The 24,592-nt window shown below is 40.0% G+C and carries 19 protein-coding genes; 8 read left to right on the forward strand and 11 right to left on the reverse strand.

Annotated elements, in window-relative coordinates; translation table 11 throughout:
* The first annotated feature begins 9 nt into the window (after positions 1-9).
* A complete protein-coding gene (locus ACVWYN_RS02980) occupies positions 10-705 on the forward strand; it encodes a response regulator transcription factor (protein ID WP_457287333.1) in 696 nt (231 codons plus the stop codon).
* On the opposite strand, the gene ACVWYN_RS02985 is transcribed toward ACVWYN_RS02980, so the two are convergent.
* A complete protein-coding gene (locus ACVWYN_RS02985) occupies positions 702-1,472 on the reverse strand; it encodes a GLPGLI family protein (protein WP_457287334.1) in 771 nt (256 codons plus the stop codon). The genes ACVWYN_RS02980 and ACVWYN_RS02985 overlap by 4 nt on opposite strands.
* 7 nt (positions 1,473-1,479) lie before the next feature.
* Positions 1,480-4,269 (reverse strand): outer membrane beta-barrel family protein, encoded by a 2,790-nt coding sequence (locus ACVWYN_RS02990; RefSeq protein ID WP_457287335.1) that lies wholly within the window; start codon positions 4,267-4,269, stop codon positions 1,480-1,482.
* 125 nt (positions 4,270-4,394) lie between these two features.
* On the opposite strand from ACVWYN_RS02990, the gene ACVWYN_RS02995 reads away from it, so the two are divergent.
* Positions 4,395-6,692, forward strand: coding sequence for a helix-turn-helix domain-containing protein (locus tag ACVWYN_RS02995; RefSeq protein ID WP_457287336.1), 2,298 nt, complete (start codon positions 4,395-4,397; stop codon positions 6,690-6,692).
* Here ACVWYN_RS02995 and dapF read toward each other — a convergent pair.
* Positions 6,689-7,474 (reverse strand): diaminopimelate epimerase, encoded by a 786-nt coding sequence (dapF, locus tag ACVWYN_RS03000; RefSeq protein WP_457287337.1) that lies wholly within the window; start codon positions 7,472-7,474, stop codon positions 6,689-6,691. The two genes, ACVWYN_RS02995 and dapF, sit on opposite strands and share 4 nt — an antisense overlap.
* Before the next feature lie 171 nt (positions 7,475-7,645).
* Between dapF and ACVWYN_RS03005 the strand changes: the two genes are divergently transcribed.
* The 4 genes from ACVWYN_RS03005 to ACVWYN_RS03020 all read left to right on the forward strand — a co-directional run bounded on the left by ACVWYN_RS03005 (position 7,646) and on the right by ACVWYN_RS03020 (position 12,850).
* Positions 7,646-9,181: a trypsin-like peptidase domain-containing protein gene (locus tag ACVWYN_RS03005; protein WP_457287338.1), complete on the forward strand. Its 1,536-nt coding sequence runs from the start codon at positions 7,646-7,648 to the stop codon at positions 9,179-9,181.
* A 190-nt stretch (positions 9,182-9,371) separates the two neighbouring features.
* The gene (locus ACVWYN_RS03010) at positions 9,372-10,052 is read left to right on the forward strand and encodes a succinate dehydrogenase cytochrome b subunit (protein WP_457287339.1); all 681 of its coding nucleotides are present in this window, start codon (positions 9,372-9,374) and stop codon (positions 10,050-10,052) included.
* 25 nt (positions 10,053-10,077) lie between these two features.
* Positions 10,078-12,057 carry a fumarate reductase/succinate dehydrogenase flavoprotein subunit gene (locus tag ACVWYN_RS03015; RefSeq protein ID WP_457287340.1) on the forward strand — a complete coding sequence of 660 codons (1,980 nt, stop codon included), beginning with the start codon at positions 10,078-10,080 and terminating at the stop codon, positions 12,055-12,057.
* 22 nt (positions 12,058-12,079) lie between these two features.
* Entirely contained in the window at positions 12,080-12,850 is a 771-nt protein-coding gene (locus tag ACVWYN_RS03020; protein WP_457287341.1) for a succinate dehydrogenase/fumarate reductase iron-sulfur subunit, read from the forward strand.
* Between the two features lie 88 nt (positions 12,851-12,938).
* On the opposite strand, the gene ACVWYN_RS03025 is transcribed toward ACVWYN_RS03020, so the two are convergent.
* From ACVWYN_RS03025 to ACVWYN_RS03035, 3 genes are all read right to left on the reverse strand, one after another.
* Positions 12,939-14,945, reverse strand: coding sequence for a TonB family protein (locus tag ACVWYN_RS03025; RefSeq protein ID WP_457287342.1), 2,007 nt, complete (start codon positions 14,943-14,945; stop codon positions 12,939-12,941).
* Complete coding sequence (locus ACVWYN_RS03030) at positions 14,942-15,319, reverse strand: BlaI/MecI/CopY family transcriptional regulator (RefSeq protein WP_457287343.1); 378 nt, start codon at positions 15,317-15,319, stop codon at positions 14,942-14,944. Before ACVWYN_RS03030 ends, ACVWYN_RS03025 begins: the two co-directional genes overlap by 4 nt.
* Before the next feature lie 339 nt (positions 15,320-15,658).
* The gene (locus tag ACVWYN_RS03035) at positions 15,659-15,835 is read right to left on the reverse strand and encodes a hypothetical protein (RefSeq protein ID WP_457287344.1); all 177 of its coding nucleotides are present in this window, start codon (positions 15,833-15,835) and stop codon (positions 15,659-15,661) included.
* A gap of 228 nt (positions 15,836-16,063) precedes the next feature.
* Between ACVWYN_RS03035 and ACVWYN_RS03040 the strand changes: the two genes are divergently transcribed.
* Positions 16,064-17,095: a sensor histidine kinase gene (locus tag ACVWYN_RS03040; RefSeq protein WP_457287345.1), complete on the forward strand. Its 1,032-nt coding sequence runs from the start codon at positions 16,064-16,066 to the stop codon at positions 17,093-17,095.
* Positions 17,092-17,841 carry a LytR/AlgR family response regulator transcription factor gene (locus tag ACVWYN_RS03045; RefSeq protein ID WP_457287346.1) on the forward strand — a complete coding sequence of 250 codons (750 nt, stop codon included), beginning with the start codon at positions 17,092-17,094 and terminating at the stop codon, positions 17,839-17,841. Before ACVWYN_RS03040 ends, ACVWYN_RS03045 begins: the two co-directional genes overlap by 4 nt.
* On the opposite strand, the gene ACVWYN_RS03050 is transcribed toward ACVWYN_RS03045, so the two are convergent.
* The 5 genes from ACVWYN_RS03050 to ACVWYN_RS03070 all read right to left on the reverse strand — a co-directional run bounded on the left by ACVWYN_RS03050 (position 17,838) and on the right by ACVWYN_RS03070 (position 24,519).
* Positions 17,838-18,569, reverse strand: coding sequence for a lysophospholipid acyltransferase family protein (locus ACVWYN_RS03050; protein WP_457287347.1), 732 nt, complete (start codon positions 18,567-18,569; stop codon positions 17,838-17,840). The two genes, ACVWYN_RS03045 and ACVWYN_RS03050, sit on opposite strands and share 4 nt — an antisense overlap.
* 33 nt (positions 18,570-18,602) lie before the next feature.
* Complete coding sequence (locus tag ACVWYN_RS03055) at positions 18,603-19,157, reverse strand: NUDIX domain-containing protein (RefSeq protein ID WP_457287348.1); 555 nt, start codon at positions 19,155-19,157, stop codon at positions 18,603-18,605.
* A gap of 40 nt (positions 19,158-19,197) precedes the next feature.
* Positions 19,198-21,591 (reverse strand): TonB-dependent receptor domain-containing protein, encoded by a 2,394-nt coding sequence (locus ACVWYN_RS03060; RefSeq protein ID WP_457287349.1) that lies wholly within the window; start codon positions 21,589-21,591, stop codon positions 19,198-19,200.
* Positions 21,592-21,603: 12 nt separating this feature from the next.
* Positions 21,604-24,111, reverse strand: a complete 2,508-nt coding sequence (locus ACVWYN_RS03065) for a TonB-dependent receptor domain-containing protein (RefSeq protein ID WP_457287350.1) — start codon at positions 24,109-24,111, stop codon at positions 21,604-21,606.
* Positions 24,112-24,237: 126 nt separating this feature from the next.
* Complete coding sequence (locus tag ACVWYN_RS03070) at positions 24,238-24,519, reverse strand: ATP-dependent Clp protease adaptor ClpS (protein ID WP_457287351.1); 282 nt, start codon at positions 24,517-24,519, stop codon at positions 24,238-24,240.
* Positions 24,520-24,592: the final 73 nt, after the last annotated feature.

The following is a 24,592-nucleotide window of genomic DNA, read 5'->3' on the forward strand; positions in this document are numbered from 1 at the left end:
TAACAGCACATGAAAAGAATTTTATTGGTAGAGGATGATCCAAACCTGGGACTGCTGTTGCAGGACTACCTGCAGCTCAAAGGTAAATTTGATGTAGTACTTTGTGTGGATGGAGATGAAGGTCTCCGTGCCTTTACCAAACAAGATTTCGATCTGTGTATACTGGATGTGATGATGCCAAAAAAGGATGGATTTACACTGGGTAAAGAGATTAGAAAGATTAATGTTCATGTGCCTATTATTTTTGCTACGGCAAAGGCCATGATGGAAGATAAGGCGTCTGCGTATGATCTGGGTGGCGATGATTATATTACCAAACCTTTTCGTATTGAAGAGTTGCTGTTAAGGATAAATGCCTTGCTAAAGCGTGTTCAGAGTAAAGATGGCATGGATAGCAGTATATCACAAACCAATTTCCAGATTAGTGAATATGAGTTTGATTATACTGCTCAGCTCATCCATTTTAGAGGTCAGCAACAAAAACTATCAACCAAAGAAGCAGAGTTATTAAAATTGCTCTGTTTAAAAAAGAATGCAGTGCTTACCCGCGAGGAGGCTTTGTTGAGTATTTGGCATGACGATAATTACTTTAACGGGCGCAGTATGGATGTGTTTTTGAGTAAACTAAGAAAGTACCTGCGTGAGGATCCAAAAGTTGAAATTCTTAATGTGCATGGTAAAGGTTATAAGTTACTGGTAGGCTAAAGCATAAACGCCTTAAGCGCAGTTTTTCCATAGGCTCCCCAATCTTTTAATGCCCCGTTTATAATATCGCGCAAGCCTTTGTTGTCTGTTGCCTTCCCTTTTAGTGGGGGCTTTACGGCTGTAGCTGATATGGATTGGTCAGTAACTGTCTTGGCAAACCAAGTGATGTTCTCATGGGGTAAAGCTACACCCAATATCATGCCGGGCAGACCTGTAAAAGATTCTGGTCCGCCTGATACCGGAATCTTGTCTGTATAAAATGCGACTACATAAATTGAATCGAGAATAATAGCATTTGCCCTGCGGCATTCGTAGCCTGCAATGGTGCGGACCTCGCTTGTGAGTTTCCAGTTGATCTTTCTTACACTGTCTTTCACCAGGAAAGTTTCTTCGTATACTTTTTTCTGCGCCACAAAAGTGCCGGTAGAAAGATCTGTCTGGATGACGCTGTTTTGCTTGATCATCGGGTCGTCGTTAAAGCCCCGTGATTCTGGCTGGGTAGTAGGGGTATATAGTGTCTTGTCTTTGGTAAAGATGAGTGTGCTGTTGAGTACTTTGAACTGGGGGCTACTCTTGATCTGTGCTTCATAAATCTCTCTCATGAAACCATCTTGAGCGTTCTCTAAGGATTTCTTAAGGAGGCCTTGCACATTGATGGTTTTCTCAAAATCAATTGTGCCTTCAAAGGGAAATCTAACATTTTGTGCCCGGACATTATTTAGCATGGCAAAAAGAACTGCCGTGATGAGTAATATAGTTTTTTTCATAATGAGGTTATTTTTTTGGCGCAGCACCCATTTTGTTGAAATCCCAGCTGATGGAGCCCATGAAGTAGCGTTTGATGGTGGTGAATTTGCTTTGGGTAATCATATTGCCACTTGCATATCGGGTGAAGCCGTTGTTCTGATTGAATAAATCATTGGCCTTTAAGCTTAACCTTAATGCCTCTGTTTTCAGAAATTTCTTACTGATACCAGCGTTAATGATAAAGCGTTCAAGCCGATCATTAAATGCTTGTGTTTGGGCTTTATAGGTATATACCCCATCAGAATTAAGTTCTATTTTTCCTGGAAGGTAGAAGTTGAAATAATAGTTGGCATCTAAGCCCCAGCCCTTGCTGCCTGAGTTTTGTAACGATGAAACGATAGTAGTGTAAGCCGGACCCACTCCAGCGCTTAAGCTGTATTTTTTTTCTTTATTCTTTCTCATATAAAACTTCCCATATACATCCGCATAGCGGGACTGGTTAAGGACATCGTTGACCATATTGTAACTGGTATTGCCATTACCATTTAGTTCCAGTCCTAAATTTATATCCAGGGCTTTAATTTTTTTATCCGTTGAGGCGTAGAAGTTGAAACTGGTTGGATTCTTATCCTTGATATTAATGGATTGATAGGTGGATTTACCTGCAGCATCTGTATTCGTACTGTTGGTAATGGAGTTTGTCTCTACTCCGTAAGATGCACTTATCCAAATGCTTTGTTCTGTAAGGATTTTATACGCGCTATAATAAGCATTTATATTATTAGAGAAAGAAGGGCGCAGATTGGGATTGCCAAGTGTAATGTTTAATGGATCGGTGTTTACCCGGATTGGCTGTATCTGACCAATTTGTGGCTGATCTGTGCGGCCGGAATAATCTATGCTGATTGATCTTTGTTGGGAAAAGCGATATTGATAGGATGCTTGCGGGTTCCAGTTGATGAAATCTCTTTTGAACGACTGGCTCGTATAGCCATCCGTCTGGTTGAAGCTTACCGCGTTTAACTTGGTGCCCAGCCTTATTGTGGTTTTCTCTTTTCTGTAATTAAAGTTGGCACCACCCTGATTGCTGAGCTGATCAAACTGGTAATCATTACTAAAAAGCGGATCAAGAATGTTATAACTGCCAGATGCCGACTGGTTATAAGATTTTCTGTTGGAGTTGGTATTGTTGATGTTTAGTCCATAATTAAGCGTAAGGCTAATTTGTTTTGTTAGCGGCTCTGTGTAGGTCAGGTTGGCATTTGTAACCGAACTTTCGGTGTTATTGGTTTTATATTGATTGATGTGCTGTGTGCTATCTATGATGCCTGCAGTATTGAAAAATTGATTGGTAGATAGTAAGTTGCCTCCGGCATCACTCTTGCTAAGGGATTGCTTGATGTTTAATGAAATGGTACGCCCTTTTTTCTTGTGTTTTTTTGTCCACAATACGCCTGCGTTGAACAGTTGCTGGTCTTCGTCATTATTTAAAAATCGTGAGCCCGTATTGAGTAATGTACTATCTCCACGGCGGTTGGAAGAGCCAAATTGATCGTTGGTTTTGCTATTCCTATTTGTCCCATCAATTGTGAATTTTAGGGTAGAGGTGGAGTCTATACGGATGGTATAGGTGGCATCTAGCTTTTGCCTGAACATTTGGTTGTCAAACAGCTGGTCTGAATTGTTATTTAACAGTCCTGTTGGTAGGTTGTTTTGTGTGAGGGTATTCCTACTACCTTTTACGCCTATTGATCCTATTTTGTAATTGGTATTTAGGGAATATTTATCGCTGTTCCATTTATTCTCATAATGTAGCCCGCCTACCTTAGCTGTTGGGATGCCCTGACCATTGTAGCGCCCGTCCCACGAGTCTAGTTCGTCTCCTCCTTCCATATACATCATAACATCGCCATCTTCTGAAACTTCGGTTACCGCGCCTGAGCTACTGTATTTGCTATTGTCGTTCCAGCCAAGCCCCACGGTACCGGTATTGCCTGTAATTCCGTAACCGGAAAAACGTTGTTTACCTTTAAAAAGGTTGAACATAGCCTGGGCACCATAAAATTTATCAGTACCTCCAGAAACTTCCAGTTTGCCAAAATATCCATTCTTTTTATCTTCCTTGAGTTTGATGTTAATGGTTTTGTCCTTTACACCATCATCGATGCCGGTAAAAGTAGCCTGATCGCTTTTCTTGTCGTACAGTTGTACTTTGTCTACCATATCTGCCCGAAGGTTTTTGGTAACTAAAGTGGGGTCATCACCAAAGAACTCTTCGCCATCTACCAATACCTTATTGACTGTTTTGCCTTGTGCAGTGATCTTTCCGTCTTTATCAATGGTGATACCGGGAAGTTGCTTTAGCAGATCTTCCACCTTATCATTGGCTTGTATGGTATAGCTACCTGCATTGAACTCGGTGGTATCGCCCTTTATTTTTATGGCTGCAACTTTACCTTTTATAATTACGCCCTGTAAGAGGGTTGACTTGAGCATGAGGTTTACCTGTCCGAAATCTCTCAGGTGCTTCACACTGTCCAGCGCAAACTCTTCTGCATAATCTGCATAGCCAGGATAGGTGATGAGCAAAATGAATTTACCGGCCTTCAGATTGGGCAGAGAAAAAATACCCTCGGCATTGGCACGGGTAAACCCGACTAACGTTGAATCTTTTTGGTTGATGATGGTAACTGCTGAATTGACCATTTTATAGGTAGCAGCCGTATCAGTTACTGTTCCTTTAATAGCATAGGGATTTTGAGCGAATATGCAGGTGCTGACTAGGAAACTCAGCAAAAAGAGGGATAGTGTCTTCATAAGAGCATTTGGTTACGCCAACTAAGTTATAACTAAAGGTTTAGTATTAAAGAAAATTAAATGTTAAATCTTGTTAAGAATTGTTAAATGATGCTGGAAACAGGAGTTTTATCTACTTTTGCTTTATGCTTAATTCTGAAACTGCCAATCCTGCCGAGCTGGCTGCAAGATTTGTAAATTATACCTCTAAGCACATTTTTTTAACAGGCAAGGCAGGAACCGGTAAAACTACTTTTCTAAAAAGTTTAACTGAGCTTACGCATAAAAAGGCTGTAATAGCTGCTCCTACAGGTATTGCTGCAATTAATGCTGCAGGTGTAACCATACATTCGTTGTTCCAATTGCCCTTTGGAGCCTACCTACCAAAAGCTCCTGATGCAGAAGGCGACCACTACAATCAACAGTATAGCACAGCCAAATCAATTATTAGGCACCTGCATATGACTTCTGTAAAACGGAAAGTGCTTACAGATATGGAACTGCTGATTATTGATGAAGTGAGTATGCTGCGGGCTGACTTGTTGGATGCGATAGATATGGTGCTTCGTTACATAAGAAAGCGAGGTAACGAAGCTTTTGGAGGTGTTCAGGTGTTGTTTATTGGCGATTTACACCAGCTGCCACCGGTAGTTAAATCGGCAGAATGGAATTTGCTTGGACAGTTTTATAAAAGCGCATACTTCTTTGATGCGCATGTGCTGCAACAGAGTCCGCCAGTTTACATAGAGCTTGAAAAAATATACCGGCAGGCAGATGACGTGTTTATCGGTTTACTGAACAATTTAAGGAATAATACCGTGAATAATGCGGATATGGCCTTACTGGAAAAGCATTACCATGCTAATTTTAAAGCGCCTTTAGATGAAAAGTACATTACGTTAACTACGCATAACAATAAGGCCGATGAGATGAATAGGAGAAGTTTGCAGGAACTGCAAACCAGCTCATCTATGTATAAGGCGAAGGTGGAAGATGAGTTTAGTGAGTTTGCCTTTCCGGCAGAAGATCTATTGGAACTTAAGTTGGGTGCCCAGGTCATGTTTATTAAGAATGATCCAAGTGGTGAGCAACGGTTCTTTAATGGCAAAATAGCCACTGTTACCAGACTTAAAAATGATGTGATAGAAGTGCAGCTGGAAGGAGAGGCGACAAGGATCATAGTGGAGAAATATACCTGGAAAAACATCAGGTATACGACTGATAAAATATCAGGAGAGATTCAGGAAGATTTAATTGGAACTTTTACACAATACCCATTAAAGCTGGCCTGGGCGATTACGGTGCATAAGAGTCAGGGCTTAACATTCGAAAAAGCAATTATTGACATTGGGAATGCCTTTGCCCCCGGACAAATCTACGTGGCCCTGTCGCGTTTAAGGTCGCTGAAAGGACTTGTGCTGACTTCCATGATCTCGGGTGCGGGGATACGGCAAGATCAGCATGTGTCGTTTTTCTCAAAAACCAAACCCGATCAGCAAACGCTGTATGACCAGGTTGAGCGAGAGAGTGAATTGTTTTTGAAGACCTACTTGATGCAAAGTTTTGACTTGGCGGCGCTAGATAATTATGTATATGAACATGTTCACTCTTATACCAAAGACATCAACAAATCTGCGAAGCAGAAACACCATAAATGGGCTGCTAAGCTATTGGTATCTGTAATAGAAGTGCGGAAAAATGCAGCGAAGTTTCTAGTACAACTGGATCGACTAAGTAAAGATTTGTCCCCGGTAGGAATGCGGCATCTTGTGGAGCGGGTTAAGGCTGCTGAAGGTTATTTCACTCCGCTGATGCATGATTTCTCTGAACATATTTTTGAGCGCATGGAACTGGTGAAGCAAGATAAGCAGGTATTGGAATTTTTAGCCGAACTGTTGGAAATGGAGGCGTTATTTTACGATTGCTTTAAGCGGATGAAGAAAGCGCCGGCTCTGCTGGAAGCTGTGATTGAGAAAAGAGATTTTAAGCGTGCTGATACGGATGCACTGATAGATGTTTCAACAAGAGGCAAACGCATGCTTAGGGTATTTGCAATGGAGGGGACAGTTGATTTTACAAAGAAGAAGGTACCCAGGGCAAAAGCGACAAAATCTAATAAGACTACTGAAGGAAAGGAACCTAAACAAGATACCAAAGAACTTTCCCTGGAATTGTTTAAAGAAGGAAAGAACATTCGACAAATCGCTGCTGAACGTAAAATGGCGGAGGGAACCATTGAGGGTCACCTTGCACATTATGTAGCGAAACAGGAGATTGCAGGGAAAGACCTGATTGGGTCTGGCAAGCTGGATCAGATACTGAAGACGATAAAAGAATTGAAGACGATCCAGATGAACGCCATTCGGGATAAGCTAGGGCGAGATTATAGTTTCGGTGAGATCAAGATAGGGATTGCTGAGCATCTCGCGGAAGGGGATGATTAAAGATCAAGCTCCCCTTCGAAAACCTTTTCTGCAGGACCACATAAAAACACATTTGTAAACTGAGTGCCATTGTAATCGAATTCGATGCGCAAATTCCCGCCAAGCACTTTAACAGGGGTTTTGATATGACCAGGTATTCCTTTATGCTTCGCCATCGCTAAAGCCACAGCAGTTGCACCCGTGCCGCAAGCATAGGTCTCGTCTTCAACACCGCGCTCAAAAGTCCGTACAAAAAGATGATCGCCTTGATCTTCTACAAAATTGACGTTAATGCCTTCTGCTTTGTAAGTGGGGTTATTTCGGATTTCGTACCCGCTATGGTAAACATCCAAATGTTCAAGATCTGTAGTTTCTTGAACATAATGTGGCGATCCAGTATTTAAAACGAAGGCATCCCCGTCGCGGTTAATGGTATCGATGTCTATCATCTGCAGGTTTACCCAATTACCTGCTTCTGAAATTTTGGCATAATGCGGACCATCCACTGCCAGAAAGTTTGTTTCACGGTCTATTATCCCAAGGTGTTTGGCAAAAGCTACGATACACCTGCCCCCATTGCCACACATGCTGCCCGGCCTGCCATTGGCATTAAAATAAAGCATTTCAAAATCATAATCAGGATGGCTAGTCAGAAACATTAACCCGTCGGCACCCACACCAAAGCGCCTGTTACACAATTGTGCAACACGATCATAATCAATATCTTTAATAGATGATTCCCGATGATCAATCAGGATAAAATCATTGCCTGCGCCTTGGTATTTATAGAAATGTATATTCATTTTAGCTAAGCTGGACTATTTAACATAATTTAACAGAAATGATGACCTTTTGAAGATGCAAATATCGTTAATATGGTGTTAAATTTGAATAAGACAAAGAAAATAAGTTGGTGTTAGCCTGCTTATGTGACTTAAAGCTGTTAATAAGAAATAACACTAAACAATATATAAATGAAAAGAATAGGATTAATAGTGCTGGCTGCATTTATAGGAGGTGCGGCTGCAATTGGTGGCTATAAATTATTAGAGCCGAGAAACGAACAACTTTCATTTGCTGAACAACAACATGTGCTTTTTGCCAGCGACCCGAAGGTCTCCTCTGCAGGCACGATCGACTTTGTTGAGGCTGCGGCATCGGTTTCGCCTGCGGTAGTTCACATTAAAACATCATATGGATCAACATCAGGTGAAGGGAAAGGTGATTCATCGCCAATGGATATGTTTGAAGATTTCTTTGGCAATGGCGGAAATAGAAGAGGACAACCTACACCCAGAGCTGCGTCTGGTTCTGGAGTGATCTTAACACCTGATGGTTATATTGTTACCAACAATCACGTAGTGGAAAATGCGGACAAGATAGAAGTAATCCTTTCTGACAGAAGAAAGGTAAGTGCAAAAGTTATCGGGAAAGACCCGAATACGGATTTGGCGTTGATTAAAGTTGATGTGACTAACCTTCCGGTAGTGAAGATGGGTAATTCTGATAATGTGCGCGTTGGAGAATGGGTATTGGCAGTAGGATTTCCACTTGATTTACAGACTACGGTTACTGCAGGTATTGTAAGTGCAAAAGCGCGCAGTATAGGTATTCTGAATAGAACCCAGCCTAGTCAAGAAGAATTTGAAGAATACCAGAGGACAGGTAAAATCCCCAATAAAACCAACAGTAGCATTGAATCATATATACAAACTGATGCAGCAATTAACCCCGGCAATAGCGGCGGGGCATTGGTAAATGCGAATGGAGAATTGGTAGGTATCAATGCAGCAATTGCATCACAAACTGGTACAAACGTAGGTTACGGTTTTGCAATTCCGGTAAATCTTGCTAAAAAGGTTCTGGATGATTTTAGAAAGTACGGCGAGGTAAAACGCGGTTATATTGGGGTAACATTTGATCCGCTTGATGCAGATAATTCTACCAAATACAATGTAAAAGATATTGCAGGATTGTATGTGACTGATGTATTGCCGAATAGTGGCGCAGCAGCTGCGGGATTGAAAAAGGGAGATATTATTAAAAAAGTTGAAGGAACGGTTATTTACGATTCTCCGGATTTGCAAGAAAAAATTGGACGTTTGAATCCTGGCGATAGGGTGCAGCTATCCTACCTAAGGGATGGACAAATGAGGAATACCAGTGTAATACTTAAGGGAGAAAAAAGTTTAGGTAATCGAATAGAAATAGCTAAAAAAGCAAGTGGTGCTTCGTTGGAGAAACTTGGTGCATCGTTTGAACCTCTTTCAGCACAAATTAAAAGTAAACTGGGTGTAAAGAATGGTATAGTGGTTGCCAGGACAAATACTACTGGTCTATTTTACGAGAACGACCTGATACCGGGGACGGTAATTACCAGTATTAATGATATGCAGATAAATACTACGCAAGATGTGTCAGCCGCGCTGAAAATGGTGGGTGATAAGATGAAGGTAACAGGAGTTTTGCCGGATGGAACGAGGATGTCTGCCACGTTCAGTACAAAATAATAATTGATTGGTTTTTAAACAGGGAAGTAATGAAAATTGCTTCCCTGTTTTTTTTGCGCTTAAACCAGAAGAGGCCTAAGTCTTAGATCGTTTCTAAATAGATTATTTCTCTGGATTTTATGGTGTGGATTAACAAATTAATTCTTTTATTAAATACTTTTGTACAACAACAATAAAATATAATTTCATAATGGCTAGTTTCGGAAACGCTTTTTCCTCCTCCATAGGGAAAAAATTAATAATGGGTATTACCGGCCTGTTTCTTATTTCATTTTTAATGGTGCATTGTTTTATCAATTCACTTATCTTTTTAAATGATGGTGGTGTAACGTTTAATGAGGGAGCTCATTTTATGGGTACCAATTGGGTAATACGATCTATGGAAATTGTGCTTTTTGCTGGGCTATTGCTCCATATTTTTCAGGGATTCAGGCTTTGGGCTTTAAACCGCGCGGCCAGACCTGTAAGATATGCAGTAAATAATGGTGCGGCAAATAGTAAATGGTACTCTCGCTCTATGGGCCTGCTGGGTACGTTGTTACTGATATTCCTAATTGTTCATATTTCCAAATTTTGGGTTGCTTCCAGGTTTACAGGAATCCCTACTCAGGATATCAATGGTAATCATGACCTGTTTGCATTAATGGTAGAGACCTTTAAGAATCCCGCGCTTGTGGGGTTATATGTATTTTCTATGGGGTCTTTAGCGTACCACTTGTTACATGGTTTTGCTTCTGCATTTCAAACTCTTGGCTGGAACCATAAAAAGTATACACCGATTATTAAGGTGGTAGGTGTTTGGTTTTCTATCATCATCAGCTTGCTTTTTGCAGCCATGCCGCTTGCAATACACTTTGGCTTTATTAAATAGTTTTAGATTTTAAGTTAAAAACAACATGGCAGAATTAAATGCTAATATACCAGAAGGTGATGTGACCGAAAAATGGACTAAGTTCCGTTCTTCAGTGGCTCTGGTAAACCCGTCAAATAAAAGAAGTATTGAAGTGATCATTGTAGGTTCTGGTTTGGCCGGAGCATCTGCAGCGGCTACTTTAGCTGAAATGGGATATAAAGTGAAATGCTTTTGTTTTCAGGATTCTCCAAGAAGGGCGCATTCTATTGCGGCTCAGGGTGGTATAAATGCAGCAAAGAATTACCAGAATGATGGAGATAGTACCTACCGTTTATTTTACGATACAATTAAAGGAGGCGATTACAGGTCTAGAGAAGCGAACGTTTATCGCCTTGCTGAAGTAAGTGCAAATATAATAGATCAGTGTGTGGCGCAAGGTGTTCCACTTGCCAGAGAATATGGTGGCTTGCTGGACAACCGCTCTTTTGGCGGAACACAAGTACAACGTACATTTTATGCAGCAGGACAAACCGGTCAGCAGTTATTGCTAGGTGCCTACTCGGCGCTGGAGCGCCAGATTGGAATGGGTAAGGTAGAGATGTTTACCCGCCATGAAATGCTGGAAGTGGTAAAAATAGATGGTAAAGCCCGTGGAATTATTGCCCGTAATTTGATTACAGGAGAATTGGAACGCCACTTTGGTCATGCAGTAGTATTGGGAACTGGTGGCTACGGGAATGTATTTTACCTATCTACAAATGCAATGGGGAGCAACGTTACAGCTGCCTGGAAGGCACATAAGCAAGGCGCTTATTTTGCCAACCCATGTTACACACAAATTCACCCTACCTGTATCCCGGTTTCGGGAGATCACCAGAGTAAACTGACACTAATGTCAGAATCGCTGCGTAACGACGGTAGGATCTGGGTTCCAAAGAAAAAAGACGATACCAGAAAGGCTTCTGAAATACCTGAAGACGAAAGAGATTATTACCTGGAGCGCCGTTATCCGGCTTTTGGTAACCTGGTGCCTCGTGATGTGGCATCTCGTGCTGCTAAAGAGCGTTGTGATGCAGGTTATGGAGTTGGTGCATCTAAACTGGCAGTATATCTGGATTTCAAAGCAAATACAGAAAGATATGGCAGGATAGAAGCTTCTAAGGCAGGGATGCATAATCCTGACAAGGAAATTTGCATGCGTTTAGGTTTAGCTGTAATTAAAGAGAAATATGGTAATCTGTTTGATATGTACGCACAGATTACCGGGGAGAATCCATACGAAACACCGATGCGTATCTATCCGGCGGTGCATTATACAATGGGCGGACTTTGGGTTGATTATAACCTGATGACCACTGTTCCAGGCTTGTACTGTGCGGGTGAGGCTAACTTTTCTGACCATGGTGCTAACCGTTTAGGTGCCTCTGCTTTGATGCAGGGATTGGCTGATGGTTATTTTGTACTGCCATATACCATTGGTAAATATCTTTCTCAGGAAATATCTGTAAAAGCAATACCAACGGATCACCCAGCTTTCGTGGAAGCAGAGGCAAAGGCAAAGGGGATTCTTGACACTCTAATCAATATTAAAGGAACAAAATCAGTTGACCATTTCCATAAGCGCTTAGGGCACATCATGTGGGAAAAATGTGGAATGGCAAGAAACGTAGCTGGTTTAACCGAAGCCATTGCAGAAATAAGGGAATTACGTAAAGAATTTTGGTCGGAAGTACGTGTGCCAGGAACTGCAGATGAGCTTAATCCTGAATTAGAAAAAGCAGGTCGTGTTGCCGATTTCATTGAATTGGGGGAACTGATGTGTATTGATGCATTGAACCGTAACGAAAGTTGTGGAGGCCACTTTAGAGAGGAATACCAAACAGAAGAGGGTGAAGCATTGCGTGATGATGAGAACTACGCCTATGTTGCTGCCTGGGAGTTTAAAGAAGGCGTTAATTTTGAGCTGCACAAAGAAGAACTGAAGTTTGAAAATATCAAGGTAGCACAAAGAAGTTATAAATAGTAAGTACCAAAATCTCAATATCATGAGTACAGGAAATATGAACTTAACGCTGAAAGTTTGGCGTCAAAAAAATAACAGTAGCAAAGGTGCTTTAGTGGACTATAAGCTATCGGAGATCTCACCGGACATGTCGTTCCTGGAGATGTTTGACGTGCTGAATGAGCAACTGATCAATAAAAACGATGAGCCGATTGTATTCGATCATGATTGTCGCGAAGGTATTTGTGGAAGTTGCTCTATGTTTATTAACGGCCGTCCGCATGGGCCAAAGGATTTAGTAACTACTTGCCAATTGCACATGCGCTCATTTAAAGATGGTGATACCATTGTTGTAGAGCCATGGAGGGCAGCAGCTTTTCCTGTAATAAAGGATTTGATGGTTGACCGGACTGCGTTTGACAGGGTAGTTGCCGCAGGTGGATTTATCTCTGTGAACACTGGTAATGCACAGGATGCAAATGCGCTTCCTATACCAAAGAGTAAAGCAGATGCTGCATTTGAAGCCGCAGCTTGTATAGGTTGTGGAGCTTGTGTAGCTACTTGTAAGAATGCTTCGGCAATGTTATTCGTTTCTGCTAAGATTTCGCAGTTGGCACAACTGCCTCAGGGTCAGCCTGAACGCTACAGAAGGGTTCAAAGTATGGTTGCACAGATGGATGCGGAAGGTTTTGGGAACTGTACAAATACAGGTGCCTGCGAAGCCGAATGCCCTAAAGGGATTTCACTAGAGAACATTGCAAGGATGAACAGAGATTTTTATTCTGCGAAATTTGTATCTGAAGAAGATAATTAATAGCTTTATAGGACGAGACAAGGTACTATGCACAAAACCCCGGCTAATTTAGCTGGGGTTTTGTGTTACTTGAGGGTTAATTGTGAGGCTATTTTGTTAGTGTAAAGTTGAGCGGAATATTATATTTTACCCTCACTTTTTTTCCATTTTGTATCCCAGGAATCCATTTTGGGGAAGCTTTCATCACCCTTACTGCTTCCTCATCCAAGCCAAAACCCACTCCCCGCTCTACTTTAATGTCGGTTAAAGCACCATCTTTCTCCACCACGAATGATAAGAATACTTTCCCTTGTTTGTTTAATTTTTGTGCATCCGCGGGGTATTTTACCGTTTTACTCAAATACTTATAGAAATTATCCATTCCGCCCTCGAAGGTAGGCTGCTGATCCAGGGAGACAAAGTCGTACACTTTGTTTTCTGGAGTAGGAACAGCATTCACCGTTATAGTGGATGAGCTTTCTAGTGAAAATGATATAGGAATATTGTATTTTACGCGGACTTTGTTGCCGTTCTGAATACCCGGTGTCCATGCAGGACTTAGTTTCAATACTCTTACTGCTTCTTCATCAGTGCCGGAACCAAGCTTCCTCTCTACCTTAATGTCCGACAAGCTGCCATCTTTTTCAACAACAAAAGAAAGAAAAACTTTACCCTCAACCTTATTGGCCTTAGCTTCTTCAGGATAGGCCAAAGTAGACTTCAAATAGCCATAAAATTTATCCATTCCTCCTGGGAACGTTGGTTGTTGTTCTAGAGAAACGAAATCATAGACTTTATTGTCGGGAAGATCCGTAGCAGAATTGCTAGTTTTAATATACCCACGGATCACGAGATCCGGTAGAAGGGTGTAATTGGCTGGTGTTTGAAGGTTTTGATTTTTAAGCGGACTGGTGTTCCCAGAAAGTATGAAACTAGTTTTGATCACATATTTGCCATCAGCAATTTTCTTGAAGCGATCATAGGTTAGAATTTTGCTCATTAATTCAGTATCGCAACCATAACCAAGAGCAGTGCTTGCAATGGAAACATCATTTGGTTCACCGTTTTTAACTGTAAATTTTATCATCGAAAATCCTTGTACCCCAGATGCGGATGCTGCAGGAGGGTACCTTACACTTCTTTTGAGGTGAGTAAGCAGGTCTGAAAAGTCCACCTTTTCGGAATTCGAGCCAGCTGGTACATCTTCTATAGCTGCGGCAACAACCTCTTTTACCACCTGAAGTGGCTGATTTAATGGGATATCTTCCGTTAATAGTTGAATTTTTTTATTGGTTCTTAAAGTAGCCGATGACATGACCAATGTAATGGCGAAGAGCGGTAAAAACAGGCCATACTTTAGTATAGCGGTTTTCTTTGAACGTTGTTTGTGTAGCATGTAAATTCTTTTTTTAATGAGTGATTTGTTAAAAAAACTATTAGTAAGGTTGCTTGGGGTCACCCCGAAGGCACTGCTCAACAACAATAAAGCGTACTGCTCTTTATCACCCTGAAAATTTGCTGCTTCTTCATCAGCCAGGTATTCATGGATGTTTTTAACGGTATGCTTATAAAAATAAATGATGGGGTTAAACCAGGCGATAATGCCAAGAACTTCAAAAAAGAGGACATCCAAAGAGTGGAGCTGCCTGATGTGTATTTCTTCGTGGCTATTAATGGTATGAAATCCGGGAAGAGTAGCGTCGATCATATTTCTCCCAAAAAAGGAGAAGGCCATTCCGCTTTCATTTCTTTTCAAAAGAAGCCTTACATGAATAAGCCTTACTACCAACCGGATTATAAAAAATACAACTCCTACCATGTATAAAAGCGCCAGCATATTACCAGGGGTAAGTACGGATAGATCATCCTGTATTGTCCCAACCTGGTACATATAATCGCTTACCTGTCCTACAGTAACATATACAGGCTGGGCAATAGGTTGTGCACTAAACCACTCAAACCTTAAGAAGGGGATTGTAAGCGACAGGATGCCTGCAGCAACAAGATAACATCTGTTTAGCGTAAAGTACGTCTCTTTATCTAACAATAGCTTGTAAAAGCCATAAAATACCAATAGGTAAATATTGACCTGGAGGATGTAATGTGCCCAACTCATTTCTCTTTGTTTTTAAGTTTACTGATCATTTTAAGAATCTCATCAACGTCGCCCAGATCTAGCTTTTCTTCTTTCACAAAAAAGGAGAACATGCTCTCAACGGAGTTTTCAAAGTAATTACCCAGCAATTTCTCTGTTGCATAACGTTTATAATCTTCTTTGCTAATAACTGGCTGATATTTATGGGCCTTGCCAAATGCTTCATGAGCTATGAATCCCTTTACTTCTAGTATCCTAATTATTGTAGATACCGTGTTGTAGGCAGGCTTTGGCTCGGGAAGTAAGTCCATAACGTCTTTAACGAATCCTTTTTCAATCTGCCATACAATTTGCATGATCTGCTCTTCTGCTTTTGTTAAGTCCTTAATTTCCATAATTAATCTATTCTATTGTTGTTCTGTCCTTTGTCATCAGCATACTGCGCATTACCTGTTATAACTAAAAACTTAGTATAAACTTAAAACTAATATTTTAGTTTTCAAAATAAATCTTTTATTTTTTTGGTATTCAATAGGATAAATGGATTTGCAAGGGCCATTAAACGACCTCAGCCCCCATAAAATGGAGGCTGAGGTGAGAAATATAATAAATTTCTTATGGTTAAGGAGCTGTATTTTTATGGCTGAATTTATACTTATCGGTAAATAAGTTAGCCGTAATTATTTCAATTAGGGGAGCATTAATGAGCTATCCCACTAATTAGGGATGAGATCTTAGTTATTGAAGGGGTTGCTGATTTTAATTAAAGCAGTTTTTGAAGAACTGGACTTTAATGCAACCTCATCATCATTTTGGGTAGCGGTAGTTGCTGAAACAAAAGTAAATACCATCATTATAAGTACAGGAAATAATAGAAGTAAGAATGGCGATACGTTTGATAACTTTTTCATAATCTTGTTGTTTTGATGAAACAAATAGAATCATAAATAAAATGATGCTAAAATGTTTTAGACCAAGACCACAATATTCTAGATAAACGCCTAAAAAGAATAGTTTTGTAATTGGTTAGCTGATTTAAGGCATTGGTAGAAAGAAAATGCCAGTTCGTCGAAAGAAAAGCCTCAAAACATATCACATTCGCTATTTTGGATTTATAAAATTGGGTATAACATCAACAAATGAAGACTAAAACGCCATTAACCGGTCACCTTATATTTTGGCTCTTTGTAGGTGCCATCTTGTACTTTCAGGTGTTTTTTGGAAGGGAGCCGACAACGCTTAGTTCTTTTGCGACCAAGCATATGTTTGCTTCACTAATCAATATTTCTATTTTTTATATCAATTATACTTTACTTATCCCCTTACTGGTTAAGGATACGAAAAGGTATGGCTTATACGTGGTCAGCATTGTACTCCTAATATTGATCATGACCTTTTGCAAACTGGGCATAGACAGCATCTTCTCTAATTTATTTCTGAAGGTAACCGATGAAGCTATTAAGGGGAGGTACGCAGAAGTGGCTGTATATTTTCTCTTAAACATGTTCATTTCCGGATTCTTTGTTGTGGCCAGTTCGCTGATCAGGTTTGCGTCAGACTGGTTTGGCAATGAAAGCGCACAAAAGAACCTGATTAGGGAAAAGAAGGAAATGGAATTGCAGTTCCTGAAATCGCAACTTAATCCACATTTCCTATTCAACTCTCTCAATAATATTTATTCTCTAGCCTATCAAAAATCAGATAAGACAGCCGATGCCATCTTAAAGCTTTCTGAGATTATGCGCTACATGATTTATGAAAGTAACGATAGTTGGGTATCGCTCAGTAAAGAAATAGAATACCTGCAGAGCTTTATAGAGTTGCAAAAGTTAAGATTTAAAGATGGAGCTGCTGTGGAGTTTACGCAGAATGGAGAAATTGATGGCCAGCATATCGTTCCGCTGATCTTGATCTCGTTTGTAGAAAATGCCTTCAAACATGGCGTGGCCAATGATCCGGAAAATCCCATAAAGATTAATATTATTGCAAATCAGAAAATTCTTCACTTTAGTGTGAGCAATAAAAAGAACAGTTATAATAAGGACCAGATGGGTGGGGTAGGTCTATATAACGTAGAGCGCAGATTACAACTGCTATATCCTGATCGGTATAAATTAAATATTGTAAATTCGGAAACGCACTATACCAGTGAGTTAATGCTTGATATATGACAAAGTTAAAATGTATTGCTGTTGATGATGAGCCTTTGGCTCTAGATATTATTGAGGATTACGTGTCTAAAATTCCATTTCTTGAATTAGTAAAGAGAACTGAGAATGCAATTGAAGCGCTTCAGTTGGTGCAGGCTGGTGGAATAGATCTTGTTTTTTTGGACATCCAGATGCCAGAACTTACTGGTATTCAGTTCTTAAAGATCGCCAATAATAAAGCTAGTTATATACTGACCACGGCTTACTCGCAATATGCGCTGGAAAGCTACGACCTGAACGTATCTGATTATTTGCTTAAGCCTATTGCATTTGATAGGTTCTATAAAGCTGTTGAAAAGGTTCACAACCAGAATAAAACTGCAGTGCCCGTACCGGCGCCACAACCCATATTAACCTCTGCTCCTTTTAAGGCAGTGAACCATACTGTACAAGATTTTATCTTTGTAAAAACGGAACATAAAATTCAGAAAATACAACTGGATGATATCCTATTTATAGAAGGGCTAAAGGATTATATTTCAATTTATACTAAGTCAGAACGGGTAATTACGTTGCAAAACATGAAAAAGATGGAAGAAACGCTACCCCAGGCACAATTTATCAGGGTACACAAATCTTATATCATTTCTTTGGACAAAATTGAAAGTATTGAGCGAAGCAGGATTTCCATAAACGGAAAAATCATCCCGATAGGTGATACTTACAGAGATGAATTCTTTAAAAGAATTGATAATAAGAATATTTAGTTTAATACAGCCCTTATTGCAGTTTCTGCTTCGAGGGTTATATCTTCCGGATGCTTACCTGCAGGCTCGATTGGTTTTAATACAGTCCACCATAAACGCTCTCCAACACTAAGTGGGTAGGTTCCATATTGTACAATTTTCCAGGAGTTTTCTATGGCTATGGGCACAATGAGGGCGTTTGGAACAACCTTTAGTAAAGTAGCTATACCGCCAACCTGGAAAGCTTTTATATGGCCATCTTTTGCCCGCGTACCTTCTGGGAATATCATGGCCGACCACGTATTTTCTTTCATCCGGCGACCAAGTTTAATGATCTCAGAAACGGCCTGTTTGCTATCTTTACGGTCTATATTTGCCCCGCCACCGTATTTTAAGTTGAAGGAGATAGAAGGAATACCTTTGGTGAGTTCTATCTTGGAAATGAATTTAACGTGATACTTTCTTAAAAACCAGATCAATGCAGGGATGTCATACATACTTTGATGATTGGATACAAAAATAATTGGACGGTCAACAGGTAGCACCTGCTCATTTTTAAAACTAACAGATGATAGCAACAGGAGGTCACAATAGGTTAAAAAAAAGTTGAGGATATCTACAGATAATTTGTGTGCTTTTAAGCCAAAAAAGCGATAACATATCCATTGTATGGGTTGAAATATAATAAGTACAATAAGGAAAGCAATATAAAATATTGGGCTAAGGATATAGCCGAACAGTTTATTCATAGCGGTTTAGTTTTTAACAAAAGTAAATATTTTTTATATAAGCCCTTCCAATATCAGGATTTTGGCTTTGAGTATTGCGGCAACGCTCATACTATCTGTTATTATGCCAGAAAGTACCATCTGATAGGCTTCTTCAAAAGGAAGTTTACGTATGGACAGTTGTTCCGTTTCTTCAGGTGCAGCAAGGCCCTGGCTCAATCCTCGGGCCACATAGATGATGGAAAGTTCATCGCTTACTGAATTTGATAAGTGCATCCGTTGAATCTCTGTCCATTCGGTAGCAATTAAGCCTGTCTCCTCCATCAGTTCCCGCTGTGCACTTGTAAGTGGGTCTACATCCAGCAAACCGCCTCCCTCCGGAATTTCCCAGCTATACGCTTGCAATGGGTAGCGGTACTGTCCAACCAGCCAGGTGTTATTTTGCTCATCAAGTGGTAGTATGCCAATGGCTAAGTTTTTAAAGTGCACCACACCATAAATGCCATCTCCACCAGATGGATTGATTACCTGATGTTCTGTCACATTAATCCAGTTGTTGTCGTAAATACTTTCTGATCTAAGTGTTGTCCAGGGATTGTGCTCTTCCATAGCTGCAATATACAAATTCCTGAACCACGGTAATTTTTCTTTATGGCTTTACGGTGGGCGGAGGAGGGATCTTAGTTTTAGTAATTCTGGTAAAACGGTAGTTAAGGCTAAGCGTAACATTGCTGGAATTACTGGTGTAATAGTTTTCAGCCCTGAAGTTTATACCTTCATTAAAAGACGAGTTGCTAGCTCTGCCAAAAGGATCATTTATACTAATCCTTGCATTAAGCTTGTTTTTAAGGAATACCTTTCTTGCTCCCATCCAGGTAGTAATGGAACCTTTAGTGCGCCCCTGGGCTGATATATTGTTATAATAATTGATATTGCCTTCAAAAGCGGTTTTAAAAGGGAGTTCCATAGACATGCCTAAACTTCCCCTAATATTTTTGCCTTTTCTGTTTAATGAAGTGTTAAGGTCTGATTTATAGGAAGCCTGACTAAACCCGATGTTTGCATTGGTAGAAATGGTTTTATAAGGGCGGTAGTTTCCTGTTAAAAAAAGGCTATATTCCTCATTTGATCCTACGTTATCATAAGTAGATTCTGAAACACCAGTTTGTGCCACTGAACGATAGCGCTCTATAACAGCTTTACGACGGGAGTAAGCCAGTTTAGGCATAAAAAACCAGCGCTGCCCGTAAACATTAAAACTTACATCCATTTGATGGGTAAGCTCTGGCAAAAGATTTGGGTTCCCGTAATTGATATTTAATGGATCGTTGTTATTAACCTGTGGATTTAAACTGTTCTCCCTTGGTCTGTTTACCCTTACACTGTAAGAGGCACCCAGGTTATAGCGCTTTCTAAAATTCTTGTTAACAGAAAAGCTGGGGAACAAGCTGAGGTATGGTTTTATGGCGTAGTTTTCGCCAGAAGACAAGTCGAATTTCACAGCCGTAACTTCTGCCCTAAGACCAGCTTTTGCACCCCAGTTTTTGCCGCGTAAGTTGTAAGAACCATAGCCGGCAAAGATATCTTCCTTGTATAAAAACTGGTTGCTCAACTTTTCGTTGATCACATATTGATTTGTATTGAAGTCAAAATTCTGAATCAGCTGGTCATTGTTGTTATTTCTATAAGTGTACATTAAACCGGCTTCAATATTATCTCGCCGCTTAAAAACTGGTTTGTCGTAATCTGCCTTAAAAGTTAAACCATTGTTGGTAATCTCATTGCTGTTGTCTTGTAGCTGCGGAATTCTTGTAGCAGGTGTAAATACCCGGTTCATTGCCCTCGCGTTGAGGTCTGCGTTATCATTATAAGTAAGCCCCATGGAAAGTTTTCCACCGGTGGTATCTATGGTCAGCTCATAGTCTGCATCAAAAACAAAAGTACGGTTCTTAATGGTGCCATTGGTCGTTTGGTTCCTTAAGCTAGATTCAACCTCTTGATTGTCCAGATAGTGGTTATAAGCACCTGAAAGGTTTTTTGCCAGGTTATTGTTAAAGTTAGTAGATACATGAAGGTTTTGTTTCTTGGTGATGTTCCAGTCAAAATTAGCCCTGTAATTTCCTCCGTCGCCTGTGTTCCTGTTGTCATTTATATTGTTATAATAAAAGGAGGTATCTGGGAAAAAATTTGCGCGGTAATTAGTGCTGCTATTTTTTCTGATGTTATAACGGTAGGCTGCGCCTCCGTTCACGGAGTAGGTTTTACTTTTATAAGATGCATTGGCATTGAGGTTGGTATTGCCTTGAAGTCCGACGGTTGTTCCTGCATTTCCACCTAGGCCAATCTTAAAATTCTTTTTCATCACAATATTGATGATGCCTTCTCCATCTCCAGAATATTTGGCGGGCGGATTGGTCATCACTTCTATCTTCTCAATGGCATCAGAAGGAAGAACGCTCAGCAGGTCCGCTATGTTCGAGGTCATATAGTCAGACGGCTTCCCATCAATAAATATACGGGTATTTCGCTTTCCAGAAATGCTGGCATTTCCATCAAGATCTACTTCAACCATGGGTACGTTTTTTAGAATATCCGTTGCTGTGCTTCCCTCTGCTAATATTGATTTCTCTACGTTGTAGGTCATCATATCTGCCGCATACTGTATCAAAGGCTTCTCTGCACTGATAGTAACTTCCTCTAAATTAGTCTGATCTGGTACTAGTTTAAGTGTGCCCATTCGTTTTTCAGGGTTCTTTTCATTTAGGATAATGTCGCTTACTACCAATGGCGTAAAGCCAATATAACTGATTTTTATACCGTAAGTTCCAAATTTTAACGTGGTAATTTTAAAGGCGCCATTCTCATCTGTTGGGGTGGTCATAATCGGTTGATCGGACCCCGCTGCATACACGGAGATCACTGCAGATGGAATAGGAAGCGCGCCAAGTTGCTCCACAACTTTTCCTGAAATCACGCCTTTATCAACAGCAAATAGCTGAATAGAAAAGAGAAATAGGGAAAAGCTGAGGAAAATAAACTTCATTAATTTATTTTGTTAAAATGATTCTTCATCTGGACGCATTTGCTGCTGATCAGATTTATTTGATTTCTTAAATTTAAAATCTGTTTTACCAAAACGGTAAGAATAAGTCAGGTTAGCCACTGTTCCCTGCATCCTTCTGCTGAAATCAACGATAGTACCCCCTGCTTCCGTAGTCATTGACCATTTTCGGGTATTGAAGATATCTCTTATGTTTAAGCTCAGAGAAGATTTTTTATCCTTGAAATCGTATTTAGCACCTGCATCTAATCCATACATTGCATTTCTGGTTCCCTGCGCCATCGCTTCCCTTGCACGGTAGTCGCCTTTAACCTGCAAGGTGATGTTATAAGGTAAAATAAAATTGTTGGTCAGATTTGCATTCCAGCTAAAACCAGAATTTTCTAATACACCAGAATTGGAGTTTCCTTTTACATCTACCTGGTATAAGTTTACGTTTCCGGTAAAGCTCCAGGCTTTTACAACATCAACCTTACTGATCAACTCAAATCCGCTATTTATACTTCTTGCTAAGTTTATAGGAGTAGTTAGGGTAATTCCTGTTCCTTCGTATTCTGCAGGAGTTGTTCTAACACGTTGAATCACATCATTTGTTTTGCGCAAATAGGCAGTTGAAGTCAGCGTTACTTTTTTCCAGTACTTGCTGTAGCTCAATTCAAATGCATGTACATCTTCAGGTAGTAAATTTGGATTACCCTGGCGGTAATTGTATGGATCAGACACATCCAGAAATGGGTTTGTATCCCAACCACGTGGCCTGTTCACCCTTCTGCTATAGCTCAATTGCAACTGCTGATCTCCCTTGAATTTCTCTGTTAAGAAAAGGCTGGGATATATCCTTTTATAGGCAACTTTACCCGGGGTGTAGGCGATACCACCATTAGATTGGTAAGTTCCAAGACGCGTATCAAGCGTCGCATCTTCAGCCCGCAAGCCAAACTGATATCCAAAGTTTTTAATCTGGTTCTGAAAGTTGAAATACAAAGCATGTACCTGATCCTTGCTGTTAAATAGGTTGCTTAATGCAAAATTATTAACAAAATCACCTGTAAAAATATCAGAGTTAGAAGAGATCTGGCTGTTCTCCGCAAACTTGATCTGACTTCGGTACCCCGCCTCAATTTTACCTAACTCGCCTATTGGGAGTGTGTAATCAGTTTGGATATTATAGTTTTTGTTATACCCATAATTATTGTTATTCTGAATATTGAGAAATGACATTACCGGCATTCCATTTACATTATAAATATTGGTATTGTAAATTTGGTCATTGTTATTGTCGCCTTCAGAGAAGCTTAAATTAAAGGTAAGCTCTTCTTTTGGCTTAGAGAACTTCTGATTATAATCAAGGTTTAAATCATAACTACCGCCAGTACCTGAATTTGAATTCGTCCTGTTGCTTAGTTCCAGCGGATTTCTCAATTGGTCCAGCTTATCGATGCTTAGCAATTCGGAACGGTCATTATCTCTTACATTAAATCCTCCTGAAAAGCTCAATATGCTTTTGTCACTCACATAATAATCGATGCCGGCCTTAAAATTGTGGCCTTTATCTAGTGATTTAGAATCGGTAATTTGATTGGTAAAAGCAGCAGAACTTGGGGATAAAAGATTTGTATACTGAATGTTGTTAAATCCTCCACCAAGTCTGTTGCCATAACGGTAACTGTAATTTCCATATAGATTTATTTTACTGTTCTGGAAACTTAGGTTGGTATTGGCATTGTAGTTTTCCTGGCTACCAGCAGTAAGTGCAACAGCACCATTTAAGCCAAGTTTTTTATTTTTCTTAAGGACAATGTTGATAATGCCCGACTGGCCTTCAGCATCGTATTTGGCTGAAGGGTTAGTAATCAACTCTACACTTTCAATAGAACTTGCAGGGATTGATTGTAAAATCTGAGCCACATTGCCACCAGCGATTAGGGAAGGCTTACCATCTATCAAAACACGCACACCACTTGAACCCCTCAAACTAACGTTACCATCTATGTCGGTTTGAACAGAGGGAACGTTTTGGAGCAGATCAGAAGCAGACCCACCCTCGCTAACCAAACTTTGGTCTACCGAGAAGATCTTCTTATCGATTCCCATTTGAATGGTGCTCTTTGGAGCAGTAATGGTTACCTCATTCAGCGCAGTGCCTTTGGAAAGCTTCATGTTAATGGTGCCGAAATTAATATCTTTCTTCGCATCTGTTACAGCAACAGAATCTCTAACCATAGTCTGATAACCTACATAGCTTATTTTAAAGGTAAATACCCCTTTTGGCAAACCTAATATGATCAGGTTGCCATCTATATCTGTTTGGGCACCCTTAACAATTGCCTTGGTTTTTCTATTGATTACAATTGCAGATGCAAATGGAATAGTCTGATTATTAGTGGCATCTACAAGTTTAGCGGTAATTTTTCCCTCGCTAGGTGTTTGTGCGGTAAGGGTAATTGAATAGATACAAACTGCAAGTGTTAAGAGCATACCCTTGCATACGAAATTCTTCATCTGGGATCTTTATTTTAATAATTTATATAAGAGGGACAAAGAAACGGCCAGTAAGTTTAAAAATATAGGGCGTAACTATTTTATTACAGGTTAAATACCTTTCTAAAAGTAAAAATTTTGTGAGGATTAATCTACAGAGACGGTAAGGGCTTCCTGTTGTAAAATCTTTCGGTAAATCTCCATTTCGGTAAAGGAACCTTCCAGCACAGCGCACTTTCCTTGGTTGTGTACTTCCCAGGCTATTTTTTCTGCCTGAGGTTCTGTGTAGTCCAGATATTTCATCATGCAATAGATCACATGTTCAAAAGTGTTCACATCATCATTCCAAAGGATCAAACGGTGAACCGTTTTAAGTGAGGTAAGAATCTCTTCTAAGGTGAATGTTTCTTCTTTTGTTTCTGTAGACATCTTACAAAAATAAGCTTATTTCAAAATAATGTTGCAGGTAAAGTTATTTTTGACTAAAATTATTCAAACTTCA

The organism is Pedobacter sp. UYP24 (assembly GCF_054057295.1).

What these genes read in the sequence shown, in the direction of transcription:
- dapF (WP_457287337.1), bottom strand. Translation starts at nt 7,474, where the DNA reads ATGAATATACATTTCTATAAATACCAAGGCGCAGGCAATGATTTTATC.
- ACVWYN_RS02985 (WP_457287334.1), bottom strand. Translation starts at nt 1,472, where the DNA reads ATGAAAAAAACTATATTACTCATCACGGCAGTTCTTTTTGCCATGCTA.
- ACVWYN_RS03020 (WP_457287341.1), top strand. Translation starts at nt 12,080, where the DNA reads ATGAGTACAGGAAATATGAACTTAACGCTGAAAGTTTGGCGTCAAAAA.
- ACVWYN_RS03070 (WP_457287351.1), bottom strand. Translation starts at nt 24,519, where the DNA reads ATGTCTACAGAAACAAAAGAAGAAACATTCACCTTAGAAGAGATTCTT.
- ACVWYN_RS03030 (WP_457287343.1), bottom strand. Translation starts at nt 15,319, where the DNA reads ATGGAAATTAAGGACTTAACAAAAGCAGAAGAGCAGATCATGCAAATT.
- ACVWYN_RS03060 (WP_457287349.1), bottom strand. Translation starts at nt 21,591, where the DNA reads ATGAAGTTTATTTTCCTCAGCTTTTCCCTATTTCTCTTTTCTATTCAG.
- ACVWYN_RS03065 (WP_457287350.1), bottom strand. Translation starts at nt 24,111, where the DNA reads ATGAAGAATTTCGTATGCAAGGGTATGCTCTTAACACTTGCAGTTTGT.
- ACVWYN_RS03005 (WP_457287338.1), top strand. Translation starts at nt 7,646, where the DNA reads ATGAAAAGAATAGGATTAATAGTGCTGGCTGCATTTATAGGAGGTGCG.
- ACVWYN_RS02980 (WP_457287333.1), top strand. Translation starts at nt 10, where the DNA reads ATGAAAAGAATTTTATTGGTAGAGGATGATCCAAACCTGGGACTGCTG.
- ACVWYN_RS02990 (WP_457287335.1), bottom strand. Translation starts at nt 4,269, where the DNA reads ATGAAGACACTATCCCTCTTTTTGCTGAGTTTCCTAGTCAGCACCTGC.
- ACVWYN_RS03040 (WP_457287345.1), top strand. Translation starts at nt 16,064, where the DNA reads ATGAAGACTAAAACGCCATTAACCGGTCACCTTATATTTTGGCTCTTT.
- ACVWYN_RS03010 (WP_457287339.1), top strand. Translation starts at nt 9,372, where the DNA reads ATGGCTAGTTTCGGAAACGCTTTTTCCTCCTCCATAGGGAAAAAATTA.
- ACVWYN_RS03050 (WP_457287347.1), bottom strand. Translation starts at nt 18,569, where the DNA reads ATGAATAAACTGTTCGGCTATATCCTTAGCCCAATATTTTATATTGCT.
- ACVWYN_RS03035 (WP_457287344.1), bottom strand. Translation starts at nt 15,835, where the DNA reads ATGAAAAAGTTATCAAACGTATCGCCATTCTTACTTCTATTATTTCCT.
- ACVWYN_RS03045 (WP_457287346.1), top strand. Translation starts at nt 17,092, where the DNA reads ATGACAAAGTTAAAATGTATTGCTGTTGATGATGAGCCTTTGGCTCTA.
- ACVWYN_RS03015 (WP_457287340.1), top strand. Translation starts at nt 10,078, where the DNA reads ATGGCAGAATTAAATGCTAATATACCAGAAGGTGATGTGACCGAAAAA.
- ACVWYN_RS03025 (WP_457287342.1), bottom strand. Translation starts at nt 14,945, where the DNA reads ATGAGTTGGGCACATTACATCCTCCAGGTCAATATTTACCTATTGGTA.
- ACVWYN_RS02995 (WP_457287336.1), top strand. Translation starts at nt 4,395, where the DNA reads ATGCTTAATTCTGAAACTGCCAATCCTGCCGAGCTGGCTGCAAGATTT.
- ACVWYN_RS03055 (WP_457287348.1), bottom strand. Translation starts at nt 19,157, where the DNA reads ATGGAAGAGCACAATCCCTGGACAACACTTAGATCAGAAAGTATTTAC.